The 22,687-nt window shown below is 47.8% G+C and carries 19 protein-coding genes; 9 read left to right on the top strand and 10 right to left on the bottom strand.

Annotation, left to right across the window (positions count from 1 at the left end; genetic code table 11):
- Positions 1–90 precede the first annotated feature (90 nt).
- The 3 genes from ppx to ACWP87_RS03425 are packed head-to-tail and all read right to left on the bottom strand — an operon-like array spanning position 91 to position 4,717.
- Positions 91–1,032 carry an exopolyphosphatase gene (gene ppx / locus ACWP87_RS03435; protein ID WP_005690971.1) on the bottom strand — a complete coding sequence of 314 codons (942 nt, stop codon included), beginning with the start codon at positions 1,030–1,032 and terminating at the stop codon, positions 91–93.
- Entirely contained in the window at positions 1,029–3,191 is a 2,163-nt protein-coding gene (locus tag ACWP87_RS03430) for an RNA degradosome polyphosphate kinase (protein ID WP_014570144.1), read from the bottom strand. The genes ppx and ACWP87_RS03430 overlap by 4 nt, the downstream gene beginning before the upstream one ends.
- On the bottom strand, positions 3,188–4,717 hold the full coding sequence (locus tag ACWP87_RS03425; protein WP_015765074.1) for a Ppx/GppA phosphatase family protein: 1,530 nt from the start codon (positions 4,715–4,717) through the stop codon (positions 3,188–3,190). The genes ACWP87_RS03430 and ACWP87_RS03425 overlap by 4 nt, the downstream gene beginning before the upstream one ends.
- A 360-nt stretch (positions 4,718–5,077) precedes the next feature.
- Between ACWP87_RS03425 and ACWP87_RS03420 the strand changes: the two genes are divergently transcribed.
- The 3 genes from ACWP87_RS03420 to ACWP87_RS03410 all read left to right on the top strand — a co-directional run bounded on the left by ACWP87_RS03420 (position 5,078) and on the right by ACWP87_RS03410 (position 7,442).
- Positions 5,078–6,010: an aldo/keto reductase gene (locus tag ACWP87_RS03420; RefSeq protein WP_005716732.1), complete on the top strand. Its 933-nt coding sequence runs from the start codon at positions 5,078–5,080 to the stop codon at positions 6,008–6,010.
- A gap of 94 nt (positions 6,011–6,104) precedes the next feature.
- Entirely contained in the window at positions 6,105–6,929 is an 825-nt protein-coding gene (locus ACWP87_RS03415) for a class I SAM-dependent methyltransferase (protein ID WP_005716733.1), read from the top strand.
- 18 nt (positions 6,930–6,947) lie between these two features.
- Positions 6,948–7,442 carry a GNAT family N-acetyltransferase gene (locus ACWP87_RS03410; RefSeq protein ID WP_005716734.1) on the top strand — a complete coding sequence of 165 codons (495 nt, stop codon included), beginning with the start codon at positions 6,948–6,950 and terminating at the stop codon, positions 7,440–7,442.
- A gap of 133 nt (positions 7,443–7,575) precedes the next feature.
- Here the strand turns inward: ACWP87_RS03410 and ACWP87_RS03405 are convergent, their stop codons facing one another.
- The 4 genes from ACWP87_RS03405 to trpS form a co-directional block, all read right to left on the bottom strand.
- A complete protein-coding gene (locus ACWP87_RS03405) occupies positions 7,576–8,931 on the bottom strand; it encodes an MATE family efflux transporter (protein ID WP_014570146.1) in 1,356 nt (451 codons plus the stop codon).
- A gap of 544 nt (positions 8,932–9,475) precedes the next feature.
- Entirely contained in the window at positions 9,476–10,333 is an 858-nt protein-coding gene (locus tag ACWP87_RS03400) for a TPM domain-containing protein (RefSeq protein WP_005717828.1), read from the bottom strand.
- A gap of 8 nt (positions 10,334–10,341) precedes the next feature.
- Positions 10,342–10,950 carry a LemA family protein gene (locus ACWP87_RS03395; protein WP_005685199.1) on the bottom strand — a complete coding sequence of 203 codons (609 nt, stop codon included), beginning with the start codon at positions 10,948–10,950 and terminating at the stop codon, positions 10,342–10,344.
- 152 nt (positions 10,951–11,102) lie between these two features.
- Positions 11,103–12,119, bottom strand: a complete 1,017-nt coding sequence (gene trpS / locus ACWP87_RS03390; RefSeq protein WP_005685198.1) for a tryptophan--tRNA ligase — start codon at positions 12,117–12,119, stop codon at positions 11,103–11,105.
- Between the two features lie 467 nt (positions 12,120–12,586).
- Here trpS and ACWP87_RS03385 point away from each other — a divergent pair, with 467 nt between their 5' ends.
- The 5 genes from ACWP87_RS03385 to ACWP87_RS03365 are packed head-to-tail and all read left to right on the top strand — an operon-like array spanning position 12,587 to position 15,929.
- On the top strand, positions 12,587–13,375 hold the full coding sequence (locus ACWP87_RS03385; protein ID WP_014570147.1) for a hypothetical protein: 789 nt from the start codon (positions 12,587–12,589) through the stop codon (positions 13,373–13,375).
- Positions 13,376–13,379: 4 nt separating this feature from the next.
- A complete protein-coding gene (locus ACWP87_RS03380) occupies positions 13,380–14,081 on the top strand; it encodes a hypothetical protein (protein WP_005716740.1) in 702 nt (233 codons plus the stop codon).
- Positions 14,082–14,084: 3 nt separating this feature from the next.
- Complete coding sequence (locus tag ACWP87_RS03375; protein ID WP_005716741.1) at positions 14,085–14,825, top strand: hypothetical protein; 741 nt, start codon at positions 14,085–14,087, stop codon at positions 14,823–14,825.
- Entirely contained in the window at positions 14,809–15,474 is a 666-nt protein-coding gene (locus ACWP87_RS03370) for an ATP-binding cassette domain-containing protein (RefSeq protein WP_014570149.1), read from the top strand. Before ACWP87_RS03375 ends, ACWP87_RS03370 begins: the two co-directional genes overlap by 17 nt.
- A 38-nt stretch (positions 15,475–15,512) precedes the next feature.
- Positions 15,513–15,929, top strand: coding sequence for an ABC transporter ATP-binding protein (locus tag ACWP87_RS03365; protein WP_223804843.1), 417 nt, complete (start codon positions 15,513–15,515; stop codon positions 15,927–15,929).
- Positions 15,930–16,066: 137 nt separating this feature from the next.
- Here ACWP87_RS03365 and ACWP87_RS03360 read toward each other — a convergent pair whose 3' ends face one another.
- From ACWP87_RS03360 to ACWP87_RS03350, 3 genes are read right to left on the bottom strand one after another with little or no spacing between them, the layout of a single operon-like run.
- On the bottom strand, positions 16,067–17,392 hold the full coding sequence (locus tag ACWP87_RS03360) for a dihydrolipoyl dehydrogenase family protein (RefSeq protein ID WP_005716743.1): 1,326 nt from the start codon (positions 17,390–17,392) through the stop codon (positions 16,067–16,069).
- Between the two features lie 5 nt (positions 17,393–17,397).
- Entirely contained in the window at positions 17,398–18,357 is a 960-nt protein-coding gene (locus ACWP87_RS03355; RefSeq protein WP_005716745.1) for an ABC transporter ATP-binding protein, read from the bottom strand.
- Complete coding sequence (locus tag ACWP87_RS03350; protein WP_005716747.1) at positions 18,357–19,889, bottom strand: ABC transporter permease/substrate-binding protein; 1,533 nt, start codon at positions 19,887–19,889, stop codon at positions 18,357–18,359. Before ACWP87_RS03350 ends, ACWP87_RS03355 begins: the two co-directional genes overlap by 1 nt.
- 444 nt (positions 19,890–20,333) lie before the next feature.
- On the opposite strand from ACWP87_RS03350, the gene helD reads away from it, so the two are divergent.
- Positions 20,334–22,622, top strand: a complete 2,289-nt coding sequence (gene helD, locus ACWP87_RS03345) for an RNA polymerase recycling motor HelD (RefSeq protein ID WP_005716749.1) — start codon at positions 20,334–20,336, stop codon at positions 22,620–22,622.
- Positions 22,623–22,687 lie beyond the last annotated feature (65 nt).

Below are 22,687 nucleotides of genomic sequence, written 5' to 3'. Positions count from 1 at the left end.
ACTCAAAACCGTCCTTTAAGTTGTTACGACTATTATCGCTGATTTGCTGCGGCTCGTCAGAAATCAGCATTCGGTTTAAGCAATGATTAATTAATGTTCCCGCTGATTCACGGCTCGGGTGTTCAGGTGATCGTAAAGCGCGCCTTCACGTAACCCAAACTGTGAAAAGGTTAAGCGATCAGAATCAAGGTACCGAATCATCGAAATAACCGGCATGAGTCCGCCGACAATAATGTCAGCCCGATATTTGGACAATCCCGGAATGGCTTCGCGGGCTGCCAGGTCGGAGCTGAGAATTTCTTTAAAAATATTGTTGGCCTGCTGTGTCGGCATGCGGTAACCGTGAATGGCTTCAAAATCGGCTAATTTTTCCTTACGCCGTTCGATCTTCGCCAAGGTCCGATTACTCCCGCCCAACGCAATAATTGGCAGGTTTTGCGCGCGTCGTAACCACCAGACACTATTAAAAGTCTGTTGAATAAAGGTGCTTAGCGCAAAATATTCGGCGGCTGAAATTACATCAGGATTCAAAAACCGCTCAGATAAGTTAACCGACCCGAATGGAATCGATACCAGGTGTTGCAACTTACGATTTTGAACCAGAATCAATTCCGTCGAAGCACCGCCAGTATCCATAATCAAGGCGTTTTGAATCGGCAACGTATTGATAACACCCAGAAAATCGTATTCTGCCTCACGCGTACCCGGAATGACGCTAATCGTTAAACCGGCTTCGTTTTTGACCCGTTTAAGAAAGTCCTTTTGATTCTTGGCCTCACGAACGGCAGCAGTTGCCACGGCTTTTAGATCAATGTCATCGTACTTATCCAGTTCGGCTTTAAACCCTTGCAGCGCCTTGAGCGTCCGCGCCATGGCGGCAGGTTGCAGAATACGGGAGGATCCCATATCTTCTGACAAGCGCACCATTTCTTTTAGCCGTTTGACGGGCTTAACGACTTCCTGCTCAATTGACCAGATTGTCATTCGTGCAGAGTTGCTACCTAGATCGATGACTGCGAAGTGGTGCGTCATGCATCATCATCCTCCTTTGGTGCTGTCATTGGGATAAACGTGTGGGTTGCGTGTAAATCCTCAGGTGCCTGATCAATTTCTTCACGTCGTAACGCCTCACCCATGGCCACAGCGTGTTCAATGAAGTAAGCCTGAGCGTTGAGTTTTGTCACACCGCGCAATTGTGCCCGGATCCAGGTACTGTCTGGCTGTAAAATACGCGTTTTGACGTTATCATGCCACATAATATCGAAAATCTTGATGATCCGTTCCCGAATATCATCTTGCAAAATCGGAAACAGCAATTCAACGCGCCGGCTTAAATTCCGATTCATCAGATCTGCCGAGGACAGATACACATTTTCCTGCCCGTCTGCATAAAAGTAATAGATGCGGCTGTGTTCCAGTAACTGGCCGACAATGGAATGAACGGTAATATTATCCGAAACACCGGGGATTCCGACTTTCAAATTGCAAATGCCGCGAATCAGTAAATGAATTTCGACGCCGGCATGCGAGGCTTCGTAAAGCTTCTCGATCATGGCGGTATCAGACAGTGAGTTCATTTTCATTTGGATCAAAGCTTTGCGTCCGGCCTTAGCTGCCGCGATTTCTTCGTCAACCCGATCCATTAGATAATCACGAATGCCAAGCGGCGCAATGACTAACTTGTGGAAATAAGGCGGCTCGGAAAATCCCGATAGCATATTGAAAATGTTTGACGCATCTTCGCCAATTTCGTTATTGCAGGTGAACAAGCCCATATCCGTATAAAGGCGGGCGGTGACATCGTTGTAATTACCGGTTGCCATGTGCATATAGCGTTTAATGCCATCTTCTTCACGCCGAACCACTAACGCGAGCTTGCAATGGGTTTTCAGTCCGACTAACCCGTAAATAACGTGACAGCCGGCATGTTCAAGTTCTTGCGCCCAGTGGACATTATTCTCTTCATCAAATCGTGCTTTTAATTCCACCAATACAGTCACTTGTTTGCCATTTTCCGCCGCTTTTTTAAGGTAACGAATAATGGGTGATTTGCTCGATACCCGATAAAGCGTCATTTTTACAGCTAAAACTTGCGGATCCTGAGCAGCTTCCCGAATAAAGTCAACAACTGGCTCAAAGCTGTCATACGGATGCTGCATGAAAACATCACGTTCTTTAATCACATCAAAAATCGAAGTGTCTTTAAATGCCGGATCGATATACGGGGTAAATGGCTTAAAGAGTAGTTCCTTATGTCCATGCACCTGCTTAACCAACTTACTGAGAAAGTTCAAATCAATCGGGCCGTGAATTTCGTAAATATCTTCTTCCTTGACGTTCATGGCCTTGGTCAGGCGTTTGCGCAGGTGTTTACCCATCCCTGCTTCAATCTCCAGCCGCATCACTTTACCACGTTGGCGCTTCTTAAGTTGTGACTGAATCTCCTTCATCAAGTCAGAGGCATCTTCTTCGGCCACGTCCATATCCATATCACGCGTCACCCGGAAAGTTGCCGTTTCTTTGATGTCAGCGCCTACAAAGAGTTCGCCCACAAACATGCGAATGACCTCTTCCAGCAAAATAAATACGTTATCACCGCCTGGAAGCCGCAAGACCCGCGGGAAGACATCGGGAACCTGCACCATCGCAAACGATCGTGACTTATCGTCATCATCGTCTGGTCGCACAAGTCGGATTGCCAAATTCAGGCTGTTGTTACTGAGAAACGGAAATGGCCGGGTTGGATCCACTCCCATTGGCGTCAATACCGGATAAAGCTCATAGTGAAAATAATCCGACACAAAATCCTGTTGCTTTTGGGTTAAGTCTTTGGCATGCAGCAACTGAATATCGACAGCATTCAATTTTGGTATCAACGAGCGTACCAGTGTGTTGTATTGTTTTTCGACCATTTCGTGGGCAGTTTTTGAAATGGCATCAAGCTGTTCCTGAGGCTTCATCCCTGCAGCATCAGGCTTATCGTAATTAACCGTCACCATTTTTTTCAATGATGCAACGCGAATATTGAAGAACTCATCCAGATTACTTTGGGTGATGCCTAAAAACCGAACCCGTTCGAGTAAGGGATTATTTTTATCCCGGGCTTCTTCCAACACCCGATCGTTAAACGCCAACCAGCTTAGTTCGCGGTTATTAAAATACCGCGGCTTCGAAAAATCAAGCTTTTTCATAACGTGTTTCGTCCTTTCAGCTCAAGTCCTACGCCAAAAACCTCGGAGAAAAATTCACCTTTACGCGCCAAGGTCCAGCGTTCAAGTTCAATATCATCATTGGCCTTCGCCGACAACACCACTTTGTCTGGCTTCAGCGAAACGCGCATTCGTTGAATCTTTTGCTGCCGCGATGCATCTAAACTGTCTGCTACCCGTAAAATGGCTGATAGTTTGGCGACAACTAAGCGATTCTCGGTCGACATGATCGGGAAGTTCTTCAAATCCGACTGGGGGGTTACCGAACTGTGAAAGCGCGTGATGGTAGCGACCATGGTGACGTCCAGTGCATTTAGACCCATAATTTCAGAAGCCTTAATGATGTAATTCGAATGCGCATAGTGTTTGTGCGTTTCAATATAACTACCAATATCACTAACCGTTGCCGCAACCTCTAGCAGCAGCCGTTCATGCTTGCCCATTCCATGTAATTTCTTGAGTCGATCAAACAATTGCAAGGCAAATGTACGGGTTGTCTGCATATGGTCGCAATCAACCCGATAACGTTTAGCCAGATTATTAGCGCTGATGACAATTTCTTCATCTGGATCAAAACCCAGCTTTTTGAAGCCACCAGCATGGGCCGCGTGCACTTCCAAACCATCAATCGCCTTTAAATCCGAAATCCAAATTGATTGACTGTTTAACGTTTCAATCAACCGATAAACCAACAGGACTGTCGGTAAAACCAATGACGTTTGATTTGAAGTTAAATCATAAGTATCGGCCAGATATTGGTCGGAAGCTTTTGTCACTTCATCATAAAGCAAATCAAAGCCGGGACGATCAGTCTCAACTTGCCGCTTACCTTCTGGAATCAGGTTTTGAAAAATCGACAAGCTGCTGCCCATTAAAATCACATTGGTATATTCAACCCCTTGTGGCAATAAGCGCATAAAATCCAGTAAGCGGCTGTCAATATAATCACGCATAACCTCAACGTAATTGGTTACCGAGCGCTGGACATCACTCATAATTTCATATACCCGCAACGGTCCCAGTGACAGGTTACGTGAAAACCCAAACGTTCCTTGACTAAAAGTCGTCAACTCGACTGAACCGGAACTGATATCAATAAGCACGGTTCCTTTTTGGGTAATCGTTTCAAACTGGGGAAACTTGACCATAATCGCCTGGGTACGGAAAAATGCCTCTTCTGACAAAGAAGTGGTTTTAATGAGCCAGCCGGTACGCGTGTATAGCTGATCCCGAACAAACTCGGCATTATCCGCCTCTGCCCAGCTTGTACTGGCATAAACATTAACGGTTGCAACGCCATAGTCTTTAAAGATCTGATCAATAGCGTCAAAGGCCTGCACAATGGTGTCAACGGTTTCCGGTAAAATTTCATGTTCAGCATAAAAATCATCACCAATAGCAACTGGGTATTTACCGCGCTCGATTGCCTTAAGCGTCCGTAGATTCGTGATACTAAAAAGAATCGACTGTGCGCTAATCATCACGAACCCCTGTATATTGTTTGCCATGTCCGCTCCATCCGTTTCTTCTGAATTTTCCAAAGATCATTAATGTTCTAATGCCATGATAGCACGGCTATTATCCGCTGTGAGAATTTTTAGACAAGCCTTATTCAAAGCCGTTTTCTCAAGCAGTTTCAGTTTACCAAAGATCCCATCATTTCTTTTATAAATAAAGAGTGCTATTTATTTTTTCTCAGATAGCCATCAATCGGCAATCCGGTTTTTGCGCGCTTCCACTGGGGTCATCACCTCAACTATTGGTATTTGCGTAAAAAGATTGTAACGACCCAATCTTTTGCGCAAGCGCCATCATTTTTGTGATAGTCTTAAATCATCATGAAACCTTTCTGAAAGGAAGTCTCACAATTGAAAATGATCAATCTCGGGCGCTCCGGCTTAAACGCTTCTGCCATCGCTCTTGGCGTCATGCGCCTACCGAATCTTGATCGTCCGCGCGCAACGGAATTGCTCGATGCTGCTTACGATGTCGGAATTAACTTCTTTGATAACGCCGATATTTACAGTAATGGTAAGGCCGAACAGTTATTCAGTGACGCACTGAAAAAAGCGAGCTTCACCCGTGATCAAGTCTTGATTCAAACCAAAGTCGGGATTATCAATGATCGCAAAAGCATGCACCGCTATGACTTTTCCAAAACGCATCTGGTGACGGCTGTCGACCAAAGTCTAAAGCGTCTGGGAACGGATTATGTTGATAGTTTACTGCTACACCGTCCCGATCCGCTCATGGAACCTGAAGAAGTCGCTGAGGCGTTTCTTCAGTTGCAGAATGAAGGCAAAGTGCGTCAGTTCGGCGTTTCCAACTTTAATCCTGCTCAAGTCGATTTGCTGCAGCAAGCTGTCCCGCAACGCCTTATCATCAATCAGTTGCAATTTTCGCTCATGCATACTGGCATGATTGATGCCGGCATGCATACCAACATGGCCGATGCACGTTCCATCGATCATGATGGTGGCCTTTTGCCGTATAGTCAACAACATCATATGACCATTCAGGCTTGGAGTCCGTTCCAATACGGTTTCTTTGAAGGGGTCTTCATCAATAATGATCAATTCCCTAAGTTAAATGCGCTGCTTCAAAAACTAGCCGACCAATACACCACCAATCCTAATGCCATCGCGGCTGCTTGGCTTTTGCGCGTTCCAGCGAATGTGCAGGTCATCGCCGGCACCACCAAACCGGCGCGTCTGCGGGCGATTGCTGAGGCAGCAGACATCACCTTAAGCCGTCAAGAATGGTATGATCTTTATTTTGCGGCCGGTAACGACCTGCCTTAAGCCTAAATGCCATTTTGATTGGTAGCTATCAGACACCAACTCGTAAATGACCTAAAAATTGACACATTTAATCTTTCTATAAAGGGAGTTTCGCATGAAGAATCGACTCGATGATATTACAGATTTAATGGCACTTGGTCCGACCCCGGACGCCCGTGACATTCAGCGACGTCAAACCGCCCACCGAATCGCAATTGCAGACGCTTGGCAAATTCAACCAGGCGAAAACATCTTGGAAATCGGCTGCGGTCAAGGTGACTTAAGTGCTGTTTTGGCAGATCAAGTGGGTCCCAACGGGCATGTCACCGGGATCGACATTGCTTCGCGCGATTACGGTGCGCCGCTCACACTCGGACAAGCGTGGGATCATCTGTTAAACGGGCCGTTAGCAAGTCGGCTGACAGTACACTTTGATACCAATCTCACCGCCAGCCTCGGACCGGTTGCCAATCAACATTTTGACCGCATTGTGATGGCGCATAGTTTATGGTACTTCGCATCAGCCAATGCGTTTGCCTTGCTTTTGAAAAACTTGCGCACCATTGGCGATTATGTCGATCTTGCCGAATGGTCACTTCACCCCACCGCACTCAATCAAATTGGTCATTTACAAGCCGCGATGATTCAAGGGTTACTTTATGCGATTGCGCCAAGTGATGTTGCCAACATTCGCACTTTAATCACGCCTGATACCTTAGCGCAGATTGCCCATGATCACACATGGTCCTACACTGCTGGCAAGCTAATAGAATGTCCGGATCTAGATGATGCCAAGTGGGAAATCGCCACCACTAAGGCTTTATTGACCGAGCTAAAACTTAGTACCGATTTGCGTGATCGCGTAAAGCCGCAGCTAGAGGCCATGCAGCATAATGGTACCGCTAGTTTGCCCACATTTACCGGTCGAATCACGTTCTAATGCATAGGAGGCGTCAGCATGATCGAATTTGTTCCCGCCACCACCGCAGATCTACCCAAGATTGTTGCCATTTATAATGAGACCATCCCCACGCATCAGGCAACAGCAGATTTGCAACCTCAAACTGTTGACCAAAAAGCTGCTTGGTTTGCAGCGCACAATGATCATTTTCCGGCATGGATGATTCAGGTTGATCATCACAATGTCGGCTGGCTAACGCTTTCCGCCTACAGTGACCGGGCAGCGTATGATCAAACCGCGGAAATCAGCTTGTATCTGGACATCACTGCCCGCGGTCACCATATCGGCAGTTCGGCCTTGGCATTTGTGGATCAAGAAGCACCGGCTCGCGGATTGACAACGATCATCGCAAGAATTTTCGGCCACAACCAGGCCAGTCGGCGTTTATTTAAGAAATTTAACTACGACCACTGGGGCCATCTACCAGCTATTGCCGATCTACCAGAAGGAAAAGCCGATCTGGAAATTTACGGCAAACATTTTAAAAGCTGATTGGGGCGCCCACTAACAAAAAATTTCCTACTAAGGTTAATCGCCAAAAAAATCAGTTCTTCCTGCAGCCCACTAACTTAGGAAGAACTGATTTTTATATTCCGTCATGTTGCTTTTCCCATAACGGCTACTTCTACGCTTTTTCCCCTGCTTTCGTATCTTCTTGCTGTCTAATCCGCCGCATGGTGCGGATGTAGGAGCTGACCAATACGAGCACGCTACCAAGCCATGCCAAGGGATTGGCCGCCGATGCCCCGGCAAAGCCAAACGGTACTACAAGGAAAATCGCCGCAAATGCCCGCATACCTAATTCAAAAAATCCGGCCACAGTCGGCACCAGCGTCTGTCCCAATCCTTGAAGCAGGTTCCGGACGGTAAATAGGATGGCTAGCAGCCAATACATGCTGGCATTGTAGTGGAAATACGTTTGGGCCAAAGCGGTAACGGCGGGCTGATTCGGTCCGAGAAACAAATTGACTAACGGTTTACTAAAGACAATGATCAAGGCACCCAACACCAGCGATAAGCCAACATTGACCAGTAAGGTTTGATACACGCCGCGGCGAATTCGACCGTACGCCTTGGCACCGAGATTCTGCGCGGCAAACGTTGCCATCGCTACCCCAAACGAAGCTGAAGGTAGTGTCGCGAGCTGATCAATCCGGCCAGCTGCAGTATAGGCAGCAACCGCATTCGTACCAAGCGTGTTTAGCATCACTTGCAAGATAACAGCACCGATTGCAATGATCGACATTTGGAACCCAATTGGCAAGCCGACTTTTAAGTGTTTAACAATATCCTGCCAATCAAAGCGCAAGTCGCTGCGGTTAATGACCAACAACGGAATCCGCATGCGAATATAGATCCAACACAGTAACGCCGCAATCACCTGCGCACTGACAGTTGCATACCCGGCACCCGCCACGCCGGAATGAAAACCCAGAATAAACCAGAAATCCAGCACGATGTTAATAATCGTCGCAATGATCAGGAAAAACAGCGGTGTTCGTGAGTCCCCCAATGCCCGCAACATATTACTCAGCAAGTTAAAACTCATCGAAGCAATAATGCCAAAATAAATCACCCGCACAAAGGCAATCGAGTCATCCATAATATCCGGCGGCGTCTGCATAACGGTTAATAACGGCCGCGTCATGGTCACGGCACCGATTGTCAAAATAACGGAAATTCCTAGCGTGATCCAGACACTCGTCCCGAAACTACGCCGCACCCGCCGATAATCACGTGCTCCATATGCTTGGGCTGTCAAGATTGACAGTCCAGCTGTCGTGCCTTGCGCAAAGCCGATAATCAAAAAGACGATACTCGAAGTCGCACCAACCGCAGCCAAAGCCGCTTTGCCAATCGTACGACCGACAATCAGCGCGTCCATAAAACTATAAAGCTGTTGAAAAAGATTCCCTATTAACAACGGGATCGTAAATAAGATGATCAGTTTCAAGGGTTTGCCAATTGTTAAATTGCGCATCAATCTATCCTCCAAGATTCTTTCATACCTGGTTACGTGATGATGTCAGCGCGTGTGTTGGTTGGGCATCATCGAAACTTATGGGGTTGTGACGTACGGGAGCGGTTTGTAGTTTTGGGCTTTCTGCGCTTTTTTCGCTCAAATGTGCTTCCCCGGCGCAGAAGTCTGCGTGTAAGGACCTAAAACGCAATGGCTAAAGACCGGGCCATCACGCTTTAGGCCACGACGAACCACTTTACGCCCATAACACGCTCCCCGGAGCAGGGATCTGCGTGTAAGGACCTTAGGCGCAATGGCCAAGACCGGGCCCATCACGCCTGAGGCCACGGGATTCTCCTTTACGCCCATAACGCGCTCCCCGGCGCAGAAGTCTGCGTGTAAGGACCTAAAACGCAATGGCCAAAGACCGGCCATCACGTTTTAGGCCGCTTACACTCCGACTTCTAAACGCGCCGGCTCGCGCTCACTAAACTGCAATCCCCCCACGATATCACAAAAAGCCAGACAGCTGAATAACTGTCTGGCAATTGAAATATATTTGCAATCAAACGTCGGCACCGCCGCCTCCGGAGCTGCCGCCGCCCCAGCTTGAGCCACCGCCGGAGCCGCCGCCAAAACCGCCGAATCCGCCTCCGCCGCCTCTTCGGCCTGCAGAGAACAAAGCATCTAGGATGAGCCATAGCCAGAAGCCGCCATCGCCATCGCGGCGCCGTCCGCCACGGCCACCGCCGCCGCGACCGCCGAAGATGACTGCTACGACCACAACGACAAGAAAGATCACAACAATCTTTCCTAACAAACTGCCACCGCGATTTCGGTCTGCATTTTGGTAGCGATTCATCGTTTCATCCGAGACCGTGTTTTGATCCTTAGGGAATTTATACTTTTTATCAATAACGGTCGCAACGGCATTGAAGACCTTACGCAAAGCCTGATTCAGTTCGGCTTTATTACCCGATTTAATCCCTTTTAGGTTCGTATTGAGGATTTGTCCCGCCAAAGCGTCTGGCAAGTCACCTTCAAGGCCGTACCCTACTTCGATCCGCAGATTTTGCTTACCTTTATTATCAGCGTATAAAATCAACACGCCGTTGTCGGTGCCTTTTTTCCCGATCCCCCATTTTTGGAAAAGATCAGGCGCATAATCCGACAATGGATCGCCGTGGGTAGACTTTAGTGCGGCTACCGCAATTTGCGGCTGTTGTTTGGTGCTTTGATAATAACGATTCTTTTGATCAACCAGTTGTTCGGTTTCCTGATCAAGGTAACGATCCTGGTCCAGGTAGTAATGGTCAGTTGGTCGTGCCGGCAGATCCTCGGCCGCTGCTACCGGACGAGCTGCACCGGTAAACAACAACAAGCCCGTCAGCGCGGCTAGTAACCACGCTAAATGCCTGCGCATGGCGCCACCTACTTCCCAGAACTGGAGCTATTGCTTGAAAAATCAACACTCGGGACGGTCTGTGCTGATGGGGTAGCTTTGAAGGTGTCCTTCTTGCCCAGCCCCATCATGCTTGCAAAGATATTCTTCGGGAAGGTAACAACGCTTTGGTTATAATCCCGAACCTGATCAATGTAACGCTTGCGTTCAACCGAGATCCGGTTTTCACTACCTTCAAGCTGCGTCATCAGCGTGTTGACCTGATTACTGCTTTGGAGGTTAGGATAGTTCTCCTTGATCACATTAATCAACGTCCCAACACTCTTATTCAGTTGATCATCGGCTTTAGCCTTGCTGGTTGTTGAGTCGGCGTTAGCATAAGACTTCCGGGCCTCAGCAATATCGCCGAAGACTTTTTGCTCCTGACCCATCTGGCCTTTAACTGCATTCACCAGATTCGGCACCAAATCTGCGCGCCGCTGCATCACATTTTCCACCTGGCTCCATTGGGCTTCAACAGCTTGATTCTGCTTGGCCAACGAGTTATAAGTGCCAATACCAAAAATCAGGCAGATCGCAACAATGACACCAAGCACAATGCTCGTGACTGCAACTGGACTTAATCGTTTCGTTTTCATCATGGATTCTCCTCTAGTACATGCGCCGTTAATAAGACTGTTAATCGTCGTCTTCAGTTATAAACTTATTAACTCGCATCGTAATCAATTACCACTTCCTTTATATTTTACCATGTTGGTTGCATTCGACATCCGGCTTAAGACGTAATTACCTACTTAAAATAGTTAAAGCCGATCGCATCCCGGACTTCTTGCAGCGTTTGATTCGCGACAACATTAGCTTTCGCCGACCCTTGCTGAAGCATTTCGGCCACTGCACCCATATCTTCGGCATAGTGGGCCCGCCTCGTCCGAATTGGCTCAAGAACCGCCTCCATCACGTCAATTAAGTAGCGCTTGATCTTCACATCACCTAAGCCGCCATGTTGATATTGCTCCTTCAACTTAGCCACCTGGTCCTTGTCCGGATCAAAAATATCCAAATAAGTGAAGACAACATTGCCTTCCACCTTGCCCGGATCGCTGACATGAATGTGATTTGGATCGGTGTACATTGACATAATCTTCTTTTGAACAGTATCCGCATCATCGGCTAGGTAAATGCCATTGTTCAGGCTCTTGCTCATTTTGGCGTTACCATCGATCCCCGGCAGTCGTCCCAGACCTTTTGGCGGGAAGTAGCCTTCTGGTTCGACTAAGACGTCTTTGTGATAGGTCCGATTGAACGTGCGCACGATTTCGCGCGTTTGTTCAAGCATCGGTTCCTGATCATCGCCAACCGGGACCGTGGTAGCTTTAAAAGCGGTAATATCTGCTGCCTGACTCACCGGATAAATAAAGAATCCCGCGGGAACGCTGTCGCCAAACGCTTTTTGCTTAATCTCTGCCTTCACTGTCGGATTGCGTTCCAAGCGATTGACTGTCACTAAATCAAGATAATAAGCGGTCAACTCAAAAAGCGCCGGAATTTGGCTTTGTACCAAAATGGTCGTCTTATCCGGATCAATCCCGACGGCCAGATAATCCAATGCCACTTCCAACAACGAGTGACGAATCTTCTCTGGATCATTGGCATTATCGGTTAATGCCTGGGTATCGGCAATCATCACAAACGGCTCATATTCGCCTGAGTTCTGGAGCTCAACCCGATTCTTCAAAGAACCAATATAATGCCCAATATGCAACCGTCCCGTTGGCCGATCACCCGTCAAAATCACTTTTTTTGCCATGCGTGTTTCCTCCTTAATTTAAAAAAGCGTCCTATGTCATGACAACATAGGACGCAAGCGCGCGGTACCACCTAACTTGTCCGAATTTCGGACCGCTCTTGGCTTAAGGCGCACCCACCGAACGTAACGCAAACGACCCAATTTCACCTACCCTGGCCATCGACTTCTCAGCGCTGCCGACTCTCTGGCGACCATTTGGATAGGGTACTCATCGTTTGTATGAATATGGGTTTAGGTTAGCTAAGATTTTGGTAGAAGTCAATGGCTTTAAAAAGGAACATCTTGACCAAAAACCTTAAATTTTAAAGATAGACTGTGCTTCGAACCACCATAGGATACATTTACAGTCAATTTACTATTTGTTTACATCATCTTAATTGATTTCAAGCGTGAGAAGTCTAAATTGAAAATATGGAGATCATCGAAATGATATTTTCAGTGAGATAGTTTTTTCTGGAGGTGACTCAGTGTTTAATCAACGCTACTGGAAGTCAAAGGCAACACTCATCGCCTTTTTATTAGGATTTCTGCTGCTTATTTCGCACCTGATGACCTTACTTTCACTTGATAAGTTTGGCGGGAAACAAACAGTAGGCTTTTTCTTCTTTTCGCCCTATATGAATTGGTTACCGGTCGACATTTCGTCTAACTTATTTGTGGTTTGGAGCATGGCCGCGCCGCTTTTGTCTGTGCTGGCAGGCGGGATGTTTGCTGCTTTTGAGGGACGAAAGGGCTTTTCGAAAATGCTGCGAACCCGGCTTAGTTTTACAGCATATCGGCGTAAGACTTTACTGGCTGGTGGCTTTTGGGGCGCACTTTTGCCGATTTTTCTCTTAACGGTGGACTTTTTAATGCAATTTTTGATTCAGCCCAATGTTGCTCCTAATGCGTGGTTGAATAACAATGTTGCCATTAGTTACTTGGGCTTTTTTGGCGCTTTTTTCTATGCGCATTCAGGCTGGTACGTTGTGGGGTGGATACTACTGGCTGGTGTGTATGGTGCTAGTTATGCCATCTTTTCTAACTATTTATATTTTGAGACCAAAAAGATGACGATCTCGTTGCTCGGCGTCATGGTCTTGCAACTAATGCTATTAGGACTGTCGATGATCTTGGGTCAGAGTCTTGCGCCAATTGGTTACATGCAAGTCGTACCAACTATCGGCCAGCCATCACTGGCTTACGTCTTTCTTTGGCCGCTTGTCTTTATTGCGTTGAGTCTGCTTGCTTTTCATCGGCCAGCCGTGGAGGTTTGATGCGATGGTGAATTCGAAACCGCTTATTGGCGTCTTTGGTTTATTACCAAAATGGCAGAGTTTTTTGTTTGGTTTGATGAGTCTTGCGTGCTCGCTCAGTTTGACTTTCATTGGCCGCACTGCCAGTAAGTTTTCGGTCAGTCTTCTATGGGCTAATCTCGTCATTCAGCGGACATTCGGACAACTGATATGTTTTCTGCCGATTATTGGCATCATGGCATTGATGATCATTAGTAAATTACGAAAAGCCAATCTGTTAATTCGCTTAGGTTCAAGAGCTGCCCTTGCAAATTACCTTTTAATTAGTTTACTCAAATTAACTGCTATTGTGACCGGTTTGATTGTGGGTATCTGGTTAGCGACGTTTGCCGTTGTTGGTTCTTTTACGCTGACGATGGCAAGCGTGGCCGCTATCATCAACTTGGTCATGAACACGCTGACGGCCTGTTTTACATATACACTTGCGGCCATCGTTATCATGCTCCTGGTGCGTTCAGCTGCCATTGGTGTCCTGATTAGCCTCGGTGGGGTTATTTCGATTTATGTTTTGCAGCTTGATCCTTTTTTATCGTTGATCACGCCAAGCTTAACCCTAAGCGATGCACTGTGGCCAATTGATGTCGTTAAACAGCTGTTGCTTTTAATCGCGGTGGCAGAAGCGTTACGGATGGTGCTGAACGTGATCCGGTTACCGGCGGAGGTGTGATCTTTGTGGTTACGGCGAACACGCCTGGTTTCAAAATCGGGATATAAACGCTTAGTTACCTGTTGTGGACTATTTCTGGTTTTATTGGGCGGCTCCATCGGGTTAGATGCGCAATATGTACATAATCATTTCTTAGTGGCAACTCAAGACACCGTACAGGCGATTTTTTTAGGTGCGCCACCGGAAGACTTTGCGAGTGGCCAGGTGCTGTGGTTATTTTTGTGGTTTGGTTACTTGTTTTTGCCGATCGTTTTGAGTGCTGGCGTCACGTCAGCTTATCAGCAGAATATGTTTATCCATTACGCTGTGCGCTTCCATCAGCGATTTTGGGCTTATTTATGGCCGCTGAGAGAATTGCTCTTATTGCAAATGATTTTTCTCATCTTCATGGGTGGCACGATCTTACTGGCAAATCAGGCGGGCTTTTTCGGGTCACGCGGGTTTACGCATCCGGCTTTTTGGCTCGCACTTGTCTTGGCTCAAATCCTGCAATTAGTCATCATGTTGGTCATTGAAGGCCGGTTCAATCTTGTCATTGGCATTACCGTTTCGCTAAGCATCTTGTTTCTTAGTATGTTGCAGGTGCCATTCATGCCATTTGCCACCTTGATTGGCAGCACGTTCCCGACTGATGCACAACTACTTGGCACTAGCAGTTATCTGCTCATACTCATTTGTTTATTGCTACTCATTCAAGTCATCTACATGCCAGGAAGGTGGTTAAATAATGGCGCAACCCACTAACAACAATCAAATCGAAATCAAGCAGCTTTCGGTCGTCCTCAAGCGTAGGAAAATTCTCAGCGACATCACCATTTCATTTGCCGGACCGGGTATTTACGGCATCGTTGGGCCAAATGGTACCGGTAAATCGGTTCTCTTGAAAACAATTTTGGGGTTCATTCGACCACAACAAGGCACCGTTGCCATTAATCAGGTGGTGATCGATCCACGGCGTCCTTTTCCAGCAAAGATTGGCGCGGTGATTGAGCATCCGGGTTTCATCGAGGATATGAGCGGGTATGATAATTTGATGGCCTTGGGGCGTATACGCAGTCAGCTTAGCCATGATGAAGTGGTTAACGTCTTAAAACGCGTCGGACTGGCTGCTGATAAAAAACCGGTCGCTTCTTATTCGCTAGGGATGATTCAACGGCTCGGCATTGCCCAAGCGATCATGGAAGACCAGGATGTCATTCTTTTGGACGAGCCCACGAATGCTTTGGATAAAGATGGCGTTAAAATGCTCACTGGATTGCTAACCGACCTACGCCAACAAGGCAAATTGGTGCTAATTGCCAGCCACGACTTAGCTTGGCTCTACTCGTTAGCCGATCACAGTTACGAACTGACGGATGGCCAGCTAAAACCAGTGGAAGAGGCGAATGTCTGATGAAAAAAAGCCTAAAAATAGCCATGTTTATCCTCCCAATGCTCATATTAATTGGGTTAGTCATATGGCGCTATCAGCAAGTCAATCAACCGATTACCCAGCCTGCTGTCGTTACCAAAACCTATCGAGTGCCAGCGCGTATCATGTTGGGGCGGCGTCAAGTCCGGCTGACCGCATTCAAATGCAATGAACAGAATGGTGAATGGCACTTGCAATTGCATTTTGCTAGCACCCTGACGCATCAAGATTTAGAGCAAATGACCTTCATGCTGTCACAAAAACGAAAAGGCCGCGATGTCCCGTCTTCATTACGACCGGTTATCAGTGCGGACAAACACACACTGCAGTTTACTAACCCGGTTTATAGCGCTGCCAATCAAAATCGTCTTGCCATCATCACGCTGCCAAAAAGCCTTAACGAGCCAAATAAAATTCAAATTATTCAGGCTGAGTAGATCGCTTTTATGCATCTATACTGCATGAATGATGCCCCCGCCTCGAGCACTCAAAAAAGGATAGACCTAGCAAACTTGATTGCTAAATCTATCCCTTTTGTTTTAACGTTCGAATTCCTCAAACCTACTTCTGCAGATTAAAACAAGTACTGCAAATCACTTTGCGCACTCGGATAAGCATAGATCCGGTTGAGATCACTAGGTTCCTGACCGGCATCAATTGCAGCGGCAAAAGTGTTGATGAGGCCTTCCGCCAGACTTGCGAGGACAACGGCGCCTGCAAGTTTGCCGGTGCTTTTATCAACAATCGTCCATACCTGCGCATCCGGGTCTTGTATGCGGTTGTATGTGTACCAATGCGTTGTCTCGTTGTGGGTGACCTGATACTGTTCCGGTGCGGCTAGGGCATCTTCAAGCGCCACGCCGACTTTAGCCAGCTCTGTGGGGCCAAAGACAATGGTTGGAATCGCCGGGTAATGAATCGGTTCCTGACTGCCAAGAATTTGTTGGGCTACATAGCGGCCTTCAAAGCCAGCAACCGGTGTCAGTTTCGGTTGAGGTTTTAAGTTGACATCCCCAATTGCATAAATGTTGGCAACCGCCGTCCGTAAGTGATCGTCAACGGGAATACCGCGGAGGTCGGATTTAATCCCAGCATTGGCCAAGCCTAAATCCGCAACGTTGGCAATTCGGCCCATCGCCGTAACTGCCATATCCACATTGAGATCAAACCTATCTGCATGCAAGTGCGTCATCGTTCCAAGCGGACTGATTTTTGTCAGTTCAACATTAGGGTGAAAATGAATCCCGGTTTTAAGCAACAGCTGCTTCAATGCCTCTGTGGCAACTTTAGGGAAAGCACGTAAAAGTCGGTCGGAATGACCAATGATATGCACATCTGCTCCAGCTGCCGCGGCAATGTTAGCAAGCTCGACACTGACATAACCGGCACCAATAAACGCAATGCTAGTCGGTAATTCGTCCAAGTCTAGAAAGTCACGGCTGGTTTTCAACAAATTGGCACCGGGGATATCCGGAAAACGCGGCGTATGACCGGTGGCAATGACAATATGTTCACCGGTCACATTTTGCGACCCGACTTTAACCATATGCTGGCCGAGTAATTGGGCCCGTCCGTATAAGGTTTTAATGCCAGTCTGCGTTAGGCCGGTTAGCGTCCCAGCCGGAATACCGGTTGTGTAACTGCGCTTGAAGGCCATGAGTGACGGCCAATCAATCTTAGCCGTACCACTGATGCCAAAACCGTTCATCCGCAAAGTAGCGTTTTTGACTTCAACTCCGCGATAAAGCATCTTCTTGGGATCACAGCCGTAATTGGGACAGGTGCCGCCCCACAGATCGCTTTCAATCACCAGCACCTTTTGCTTGGCGGCAAGTCCGTAAGCAGCCGCCAACCCACCGGGACCGCCACCAATGACAATCGTGTCATAATCATACGCCATTTCGATCATCCTTTCGTTTCTGTGTCCTGATCAACAAATGCACTTGCAAGATACGCCACCACACTATGCGTATCAATCACGAAGACGCCATGGTCACTCTTGACCCGCAATGTTTCATGGGCGTCCAACAACGGCAGCGCCTCGGCCAACGTTAAATTACCGCCAACTGCATGATCAGCTGATTGCTCAACCGCAAATGGTGCTAATTGACTCAATGTCACCTGCAACCCTTGATTTGCCTGCGCTCCTTTGAAAAGATCAGCAACAAAATCATTGGCTGGCTGCGTGGCAATTGCTTCCGGAGTGTCCACCTGCAAGAGCCGACCGTTATGCATGACGCCAATCCGGTCGCCGAGTTTCATCGCTTCAGCCATATCATGCGTGACAAAAACAACCGTGGTTTTCATTGCCCGATGCAAGTGCAGCAACATATCCTGAAGCTGGGTCCGTGAAATCGGATCAAGCGCGGAAAATGGTTCATCCATCAACACCACTTTCGGCCGCGATGCTAAAGCCCGCAAAATACCAATCCGCTGTTGCTGGCCACCTGAAAGCTCGCTGGGCATGCGATCTCGATACTCGTCTGGCGGCAAGTCAACCATTGCCAATAAGTCATCGGTTGCCGTGCGGATCTTTTGCCGTGACCACCCTTTCATTTCCGGAATGACCGCGATGTTTTGCGCAACTGTCATCGTTGGAAATAATGCAATTTGCTGTAAAACATAGCCTAGATCCCAACGCAAGTCACGTACCTTGTATGCCATCAGTGGTTTACCGGCAAATTTGATGACACCTGCCGTTGGATCAACCAGCCGATTGATCATTTTCAACGTGGTGGTTTTCCCACTGCCGGAAGTGCCGACCAGGACGAACAGTTCACCTTGATCGACCTGTAGACTCAAATCGTTGACAACCGGCTTGTCATCATAAGTCTTCGTGACGTGTTCCAGACTGATCAATGCCATCAGCGCACCTCCTTGAGCAAACCATGTTGCACGAGATAGCGATGAGCGACCGTGGCCGCTTTTTGATTTTGCACACTCACGGCATAATTCATCGCCTGCATCTGTTTTTCGGTGATGTGATTGGCTAACCGGTTCAACGCCGCAACCAGTCGTGGGTGCTGCTTGGCAAACGCAGCCCGCATGAGTGGTGCCCCGCGGTAAATCGGGAACAGACCTTTGTCATCTTTCAAGGCCACTAAATGATACTGTCGCAATTGCGCGTCAGTTGTGTAGCCATCAGTCAGGTTGATCTGCCCGCGATCTAATGCTTGATATCGCAACGAGGCATCCATGGAATCCACCTTAAATTGCAAACCATATTGAGATTGAATGCCTTTATATCCATCTTGGCGATCAATAAATTCCAAGTCAAAGCCAGCGCGAATTGATGGTGCGATTTTTGCCAGATCACTGATAGTTTGCAACTGATAACGCTTGGCAAAACTTGCTTTAACCACCAGTGCGTATGTGTTGTTATAGGCCATTGGTTTCAGATAAGTGAAGCCTTGCCGGGCCAACAACTTTTTGGCTAATGGATAATTATTTTTGCCTGCCGCTACCTGCTGCTGTTGGGTTGCAGAGGGTTTCGTCAGACTAGCCAAGACCGTTCCGGAAAATTCTGGGTACAAGTTGATCTTATCGGTTCGCAAAGCATTGTACAAGAAGCTCGTTTGCCCAAAGTTTGGTTTCAATGTGACCCCAACATCAGGATCGGCTTTTTGAATCAGTTCCTTATACATATGAATCAAGATATCCGGCTCGCTGCCTAATTTACCCGCAATGGTGATCGTTTCTTTCGGCGCAGTCACCCGGCTGTAAACCTGCGTGCCGACGAGTCCGAAAACCGCCAACGCCACAACCCCGACGCTCAGCTTCCAGTTAATTTTTTGCATCAAGTTCAATAACCACGAAAAGACAATCGCCAATAACGCCGCAGCGAGGGCACCCATAAGTGTCAGTGCGGCATCGTTACGGTCAATGCCCAAAAGAATGAAGGTTCCCAACCCGCCTGCACCAATCAACGCTGCCAGAGTCGCCGTGCCGATGATCATTACCATCGCCGTCCGGACGCCCGACAAGATCACCGGCAGCGCAATCGGCAACTCGACTTTAAATAGTTTCCGCAACCGACTCATCCCAAATGCATCCGCCGCTTCTTCATAAGAAGGATCAATGTCGCGCAGGCCGATATATGTATTCTGAAAAATCGGCAACAGCGCATAGACCACTAACGCAATAATCGCCGGCAACGTTCCAATCCCGACAAACGGAATCAATAACCCCAGCAATGCCAATGAAGGAATCGTCTGCAACACGCCGGTAATCTGAAGCAAAACTGCCGCGACTTTGGCATGTGTCTGGACCCAAACCGCCAACGGAATCGCAATTACCACCGCTAAAATAAGCGCAATCAGTGATATTTCAATATGCTGTCCCAGTGCACTTAGCAATTCACCGTGGCGCTCAGCAATCGTCCGCCATAAATCAGCCATCTCGAACCTCCGTGTGAAGTCATTATGTTTAAGTGTACCACCTTGTTTTCCGATGCAACAACATGAAGCAAAGTGTAGTAAGTGTCAACTTTTCTCGGTTCTATTCTAATTAAGTGATTTCCGTGTAAGGCCCTAAAACGCAATGACTAAAGCCCAGCATCACGCTTAAGGCCGCTTACGTTCTGGTTTACGCCCATAACGCGCTCACCGGCGCAGAAGTCTGCGTGTAAGGACCTTAAGCGCAATGGCCAAAACCGGGCCATCACGCTTAAGGCCGCTTACACTCCGACTTCTAACCGCGCCGGTTCGCGCTCACTTTACTTTTCCCTCAACCGGGCGTAAGATTATCGACACTATTTTAAACACGATAACGCGTTCGCTGGTTCAGGATTCGATCCTGGTCACATCAACGCACGCATACTGAATCGGAGAGGAGCGCCGGTTATGAAGAATGCAACGAAAGCAGAAGAACAGGCACGGGTCACGGCGGTCATTGCGAAACTAAAAGCGAGGTTGGCTGCCATCCATGAGCAAATCGAAGCGGCGCACCGTGAAACCAGTCGCATCGAACGGGCATATGGCGAAAACACCAAAGTCAACGTGACTGAAGTCGATGACCAAATGGAAACCAACGCCGCCGTTCAGCAACAAAAAGTCATGGTTGCACGGGCGGTTGAAAATGAAACCATCCTTAAACATGAAGGCGATCGCTTAACTTTATTGGCAGACAACCCGTATTTTGGCCGCATCGACATTGACGAAGACGGCGAACCGGATACGCTCTACATTGGCACCGCGACCTTCATTGACGAAGATGGCGATTTTCTGGTTTATGATTGGCGCGCCCCGATCAGTTCCATCTATTATAACGGCACGCTGGGGGATGTGACCTATGAAACCCCAGCTGGCGAGCAACATGCGACATTGAAAAATAAACGCCAATTTCAAATCGAACACGGTCATATCAAAACCATGTTTGATACGAACGAAACAGTAGGCGATGAGATTCTGCAATCGGTGCTTGGCGACCAGTCTGACGAATATATGAAAAACATCGTCGCCACCATTCAGCGCGAACAAAACGACATCATTCGCGATACCTCAAGTGACTTGCTAGTCGTTCAAGGCGTTGCGGGCTCAGGCAAAACCAGTGCGGTCCTCCAGCGGGTTGCCTACTTGCTTTACCACAGCCGCAGCGATTTGGATGCCGACCAAATGGTGCTCTTTTCTCCTAACCGGCTTTTTGCCAACTACATTTCTCAAGTCTTGCCAAGCTTAGGTGAAAAGAATATGCGTCAGGCCACCTTGTTCGAGTTCCTCGCCAATCGTTTTACCGGCCTGCATGTCGAAACCTTATTTGAACGGTACGAACACGATGCAGCCGGTTTACCGCAAGCAGCCGAAACCATTCGCCGCTTTAAAGAGGCTCCTAGCTACTTACAAGCCATTGCCGATTACGCCAACGATCCGGATCGCGTCCCTCATTTCATTGACGTTGAATTCAATGGTGAAGTCTTCTTTTCTGCCACCGCGATTGACAATATTTATCAGTCGCAACCGACCTTGATGAAACCCATCGACAAATTTACCGCTACTAAAAACGCACTGATTAAACAGTTAAACGCTCGTATTCACGACGAAGCCACGCACGACTGGGCTCAACTGCGTGTCTCTGACTTATCCCAAACCGAATTAGAAACGTTGACAGCTGATCACGAATTTGAAACCGGTGAAGACGAGCAACAATTCGTTTCCGAAGCCATTGTTGCAAAAGCCTTCGCCCCGATTTACGACGCACTGTACAATGATCATTTTTATGACGTCTTCCAGGATTATCAACAATTCATGGAGCAAGTAGCAGCTCCGGTGAACGTGCCGATTTGGCAGACGATGATCACTGCTTTTAGCAACGGCATTGAAGCTCATCACTTACGCTTAGAAGACGCGGCTCCCTTGCTTTATCTGCGCGACCTGAGCACTGGCAGCGGCCAAAATAGTTTGATTCAATATGTGTTCGTTGATGAAATGCAAGACTTCAGTATGGCGCAATTGTTGTATCTGAAACATGCTTTTCCCAAGGCGAAATTAACGTTGCTTGGGGATGCCAAACAAGACGTCTTCACCAGCAATTACCAGCCCAGCGACTTCATCCACGAAATTAAGGATGTTTTTTCCGGCTATAAGATCCGTTTGATTACGTTGAACAAGAGTTACCGGTCAACCCAACCGATTACGAACTTTGCCAAAGCCTTGTTGCCAAAACACGACCACATTCAAGCCTTTAATCGCGCCGGAGATATGCCTGAGGTTTTGACCGTTTCATCGGCGGACGCCACTGCTTCCTTATCGCGTTTGGTCACGCGGTTGCTGACAGTTGACAGTACTGTGGCCATTTTGACCAAAGATGCCAAGACCGCTGCACAACTTTACGCCACACTCAAGCTCGATACGCCGGTCACGCTACTGTCTGCAAACGACCACAGTCTGAAAAATGGGTGTGTCATCTTGCCGGTTTACCTGGCTAAAGGACTTGAGTTTGATGCGGTTGTGGGCTGGGACATTTCCGCAACCACTTACCGGAATGAAGCCGATCGCGATATTCTTTACACTCTTTGCTCGCGTGCCTTGCATCACTTAACGCTTGTAACGTTGGACGCACCAAGCCCATTAATTACTGCATTGCCGACCGATCTATATCGGCGAACCGGCGATGCCTCGGAAGCTCGAGTTTAAGGCTATTGGCAGACAAACGCCCTTGTCGCAAAAAGACAAGGGCGTTTGTTTTATTCGTGATTATT

Source organism: Lacticaseibacillus sp. 22 (assembly GCF_055413445.1).
The sequence above is the reverse complement of the archived record's forward strand: the minus strand, read 5'-3'. Positions and strand labels throughout refer to the sequence as shown.

What these genes read in the sequence shown, in the direction of transcription:
- ACWP87_RS03370 (WP_014570149.1), top strand. Translation starts at nt 14,809, where the DNA reads ATGGCGCAACCCACTAACAACAATCAAATCGAAATCAAGCAGCTTTCG.
- trpS (WP_005685198.1), bottom strand. Translation starts at nt 12,119, where the DNA reads ATGGCAAAAAAAGTGATTTTGACGGGTGATCGGCCAACGGGACGGTTG.
- ACWP87_RS03415 (WP_005716733.1), top strand. Translation starts at nt 6,105, where the DNA reads ATGAAGAATCGACTCGATGATATTACAGATTTAATGGCACTTGGTCCG.
- ACWP87_RS03360 (WP_005716743.1), bottom strand. Translation starts at nt 17,392, where the DNA reads ATGGCGTATGATTATGACACGATTGTCATTGGTGGCGGTCCCGGTGGG.
- ACWP87_RS03380 (WP_005716740.1), top strand. Translation starts at nt 13,380, where the DNA reads ATGGTGAATTCGAAACCGCTTATTGGCGTCTTTGGTTTATTACCAAAA.
- ACWP87_RS03355 (WP_005716745.1), bottom strand. Translation starts at nt 18,357, where the DNA reads ATGGCATTGATCAGTCTGGAACACGTCACGAAGACTTATGATGACAAG.
- ppx (WP_005690971.1), bottom strand. Translation starts at nt 1,032, where the DNA reads ATGACGCACCACTTCGCAGTCATCGATCTAGGTAGCAACTCTGCACGA.
- ACWP87_RS03350 (WP_005716747.1), bottom strand. Translation starts at nt 19,889, where the DNA reads ATGGCTGATTTATGGCGGACGATTGCTGAGCGCCACGGTGAATTGCTA.
- ACWP87_RS03395 (WP_005685199.1), bottom strand. Translation starts at nt 10,950, where the DNA reads ATGAAAACGAAACGATTAAGTCCAGTTGCAGTCACGAGCATTGTGCTT.
- ACWP87_RS03400 (WP_005717828.1), bottom strand. Translation starts at nt 10,333, where the DNA reads ATGCGCAGGCATTTAGCGTGGTTACTAGCCGCGCTGACGGGCTTGTTG.
- ACWP87_RS03365 (WP_223804843.1), top strand. Translation starts at nt 15,513, where the DNA reads ATGCTCATATTAATTGGGTTAGTCATATGGCGCTATCAGCAAGTCAAT.
- helD (WP_005716749.1), top strand. Translation starts at nt 20,334, where the DNA reads ATGAAGAATGCAACGAAAGCAGAAGAACAGGCACGGGTCACGGCGGTC.
- ACWP87_RS03430 (WP_014570144.1), bottom strand. Translation starts at nt 3,191, where the DNA reads ATGAAAAAGCTTGATTTTTCGAAGCCGCGGTATTTTAATAACCGCGAA.
- ACWP87_RS03425 (WP_015765074.1), bottom strand. Translation starts at nt 4,717, where the DNA reads ATGGCAAACAATATACAGGGGTTCGTGATGATTAGCGCACAGTCGATT.
- ACWP87_RS03405 (WP_014570146.1), bottom strand. Translation starts at nt 8,931, where the DNA reads ATGCGCAATTTAACAATTGGCAAACCCTTGAAACTGATCATCTTATTT.
- ACWP87_RS03410 (WP_005716734.1), top strand. Translation starts at nt 6,948, where the DNA reads ATGATCGAATTTGTTCCCGCCACCACCGCAGATCTACCCAAGATTGTT.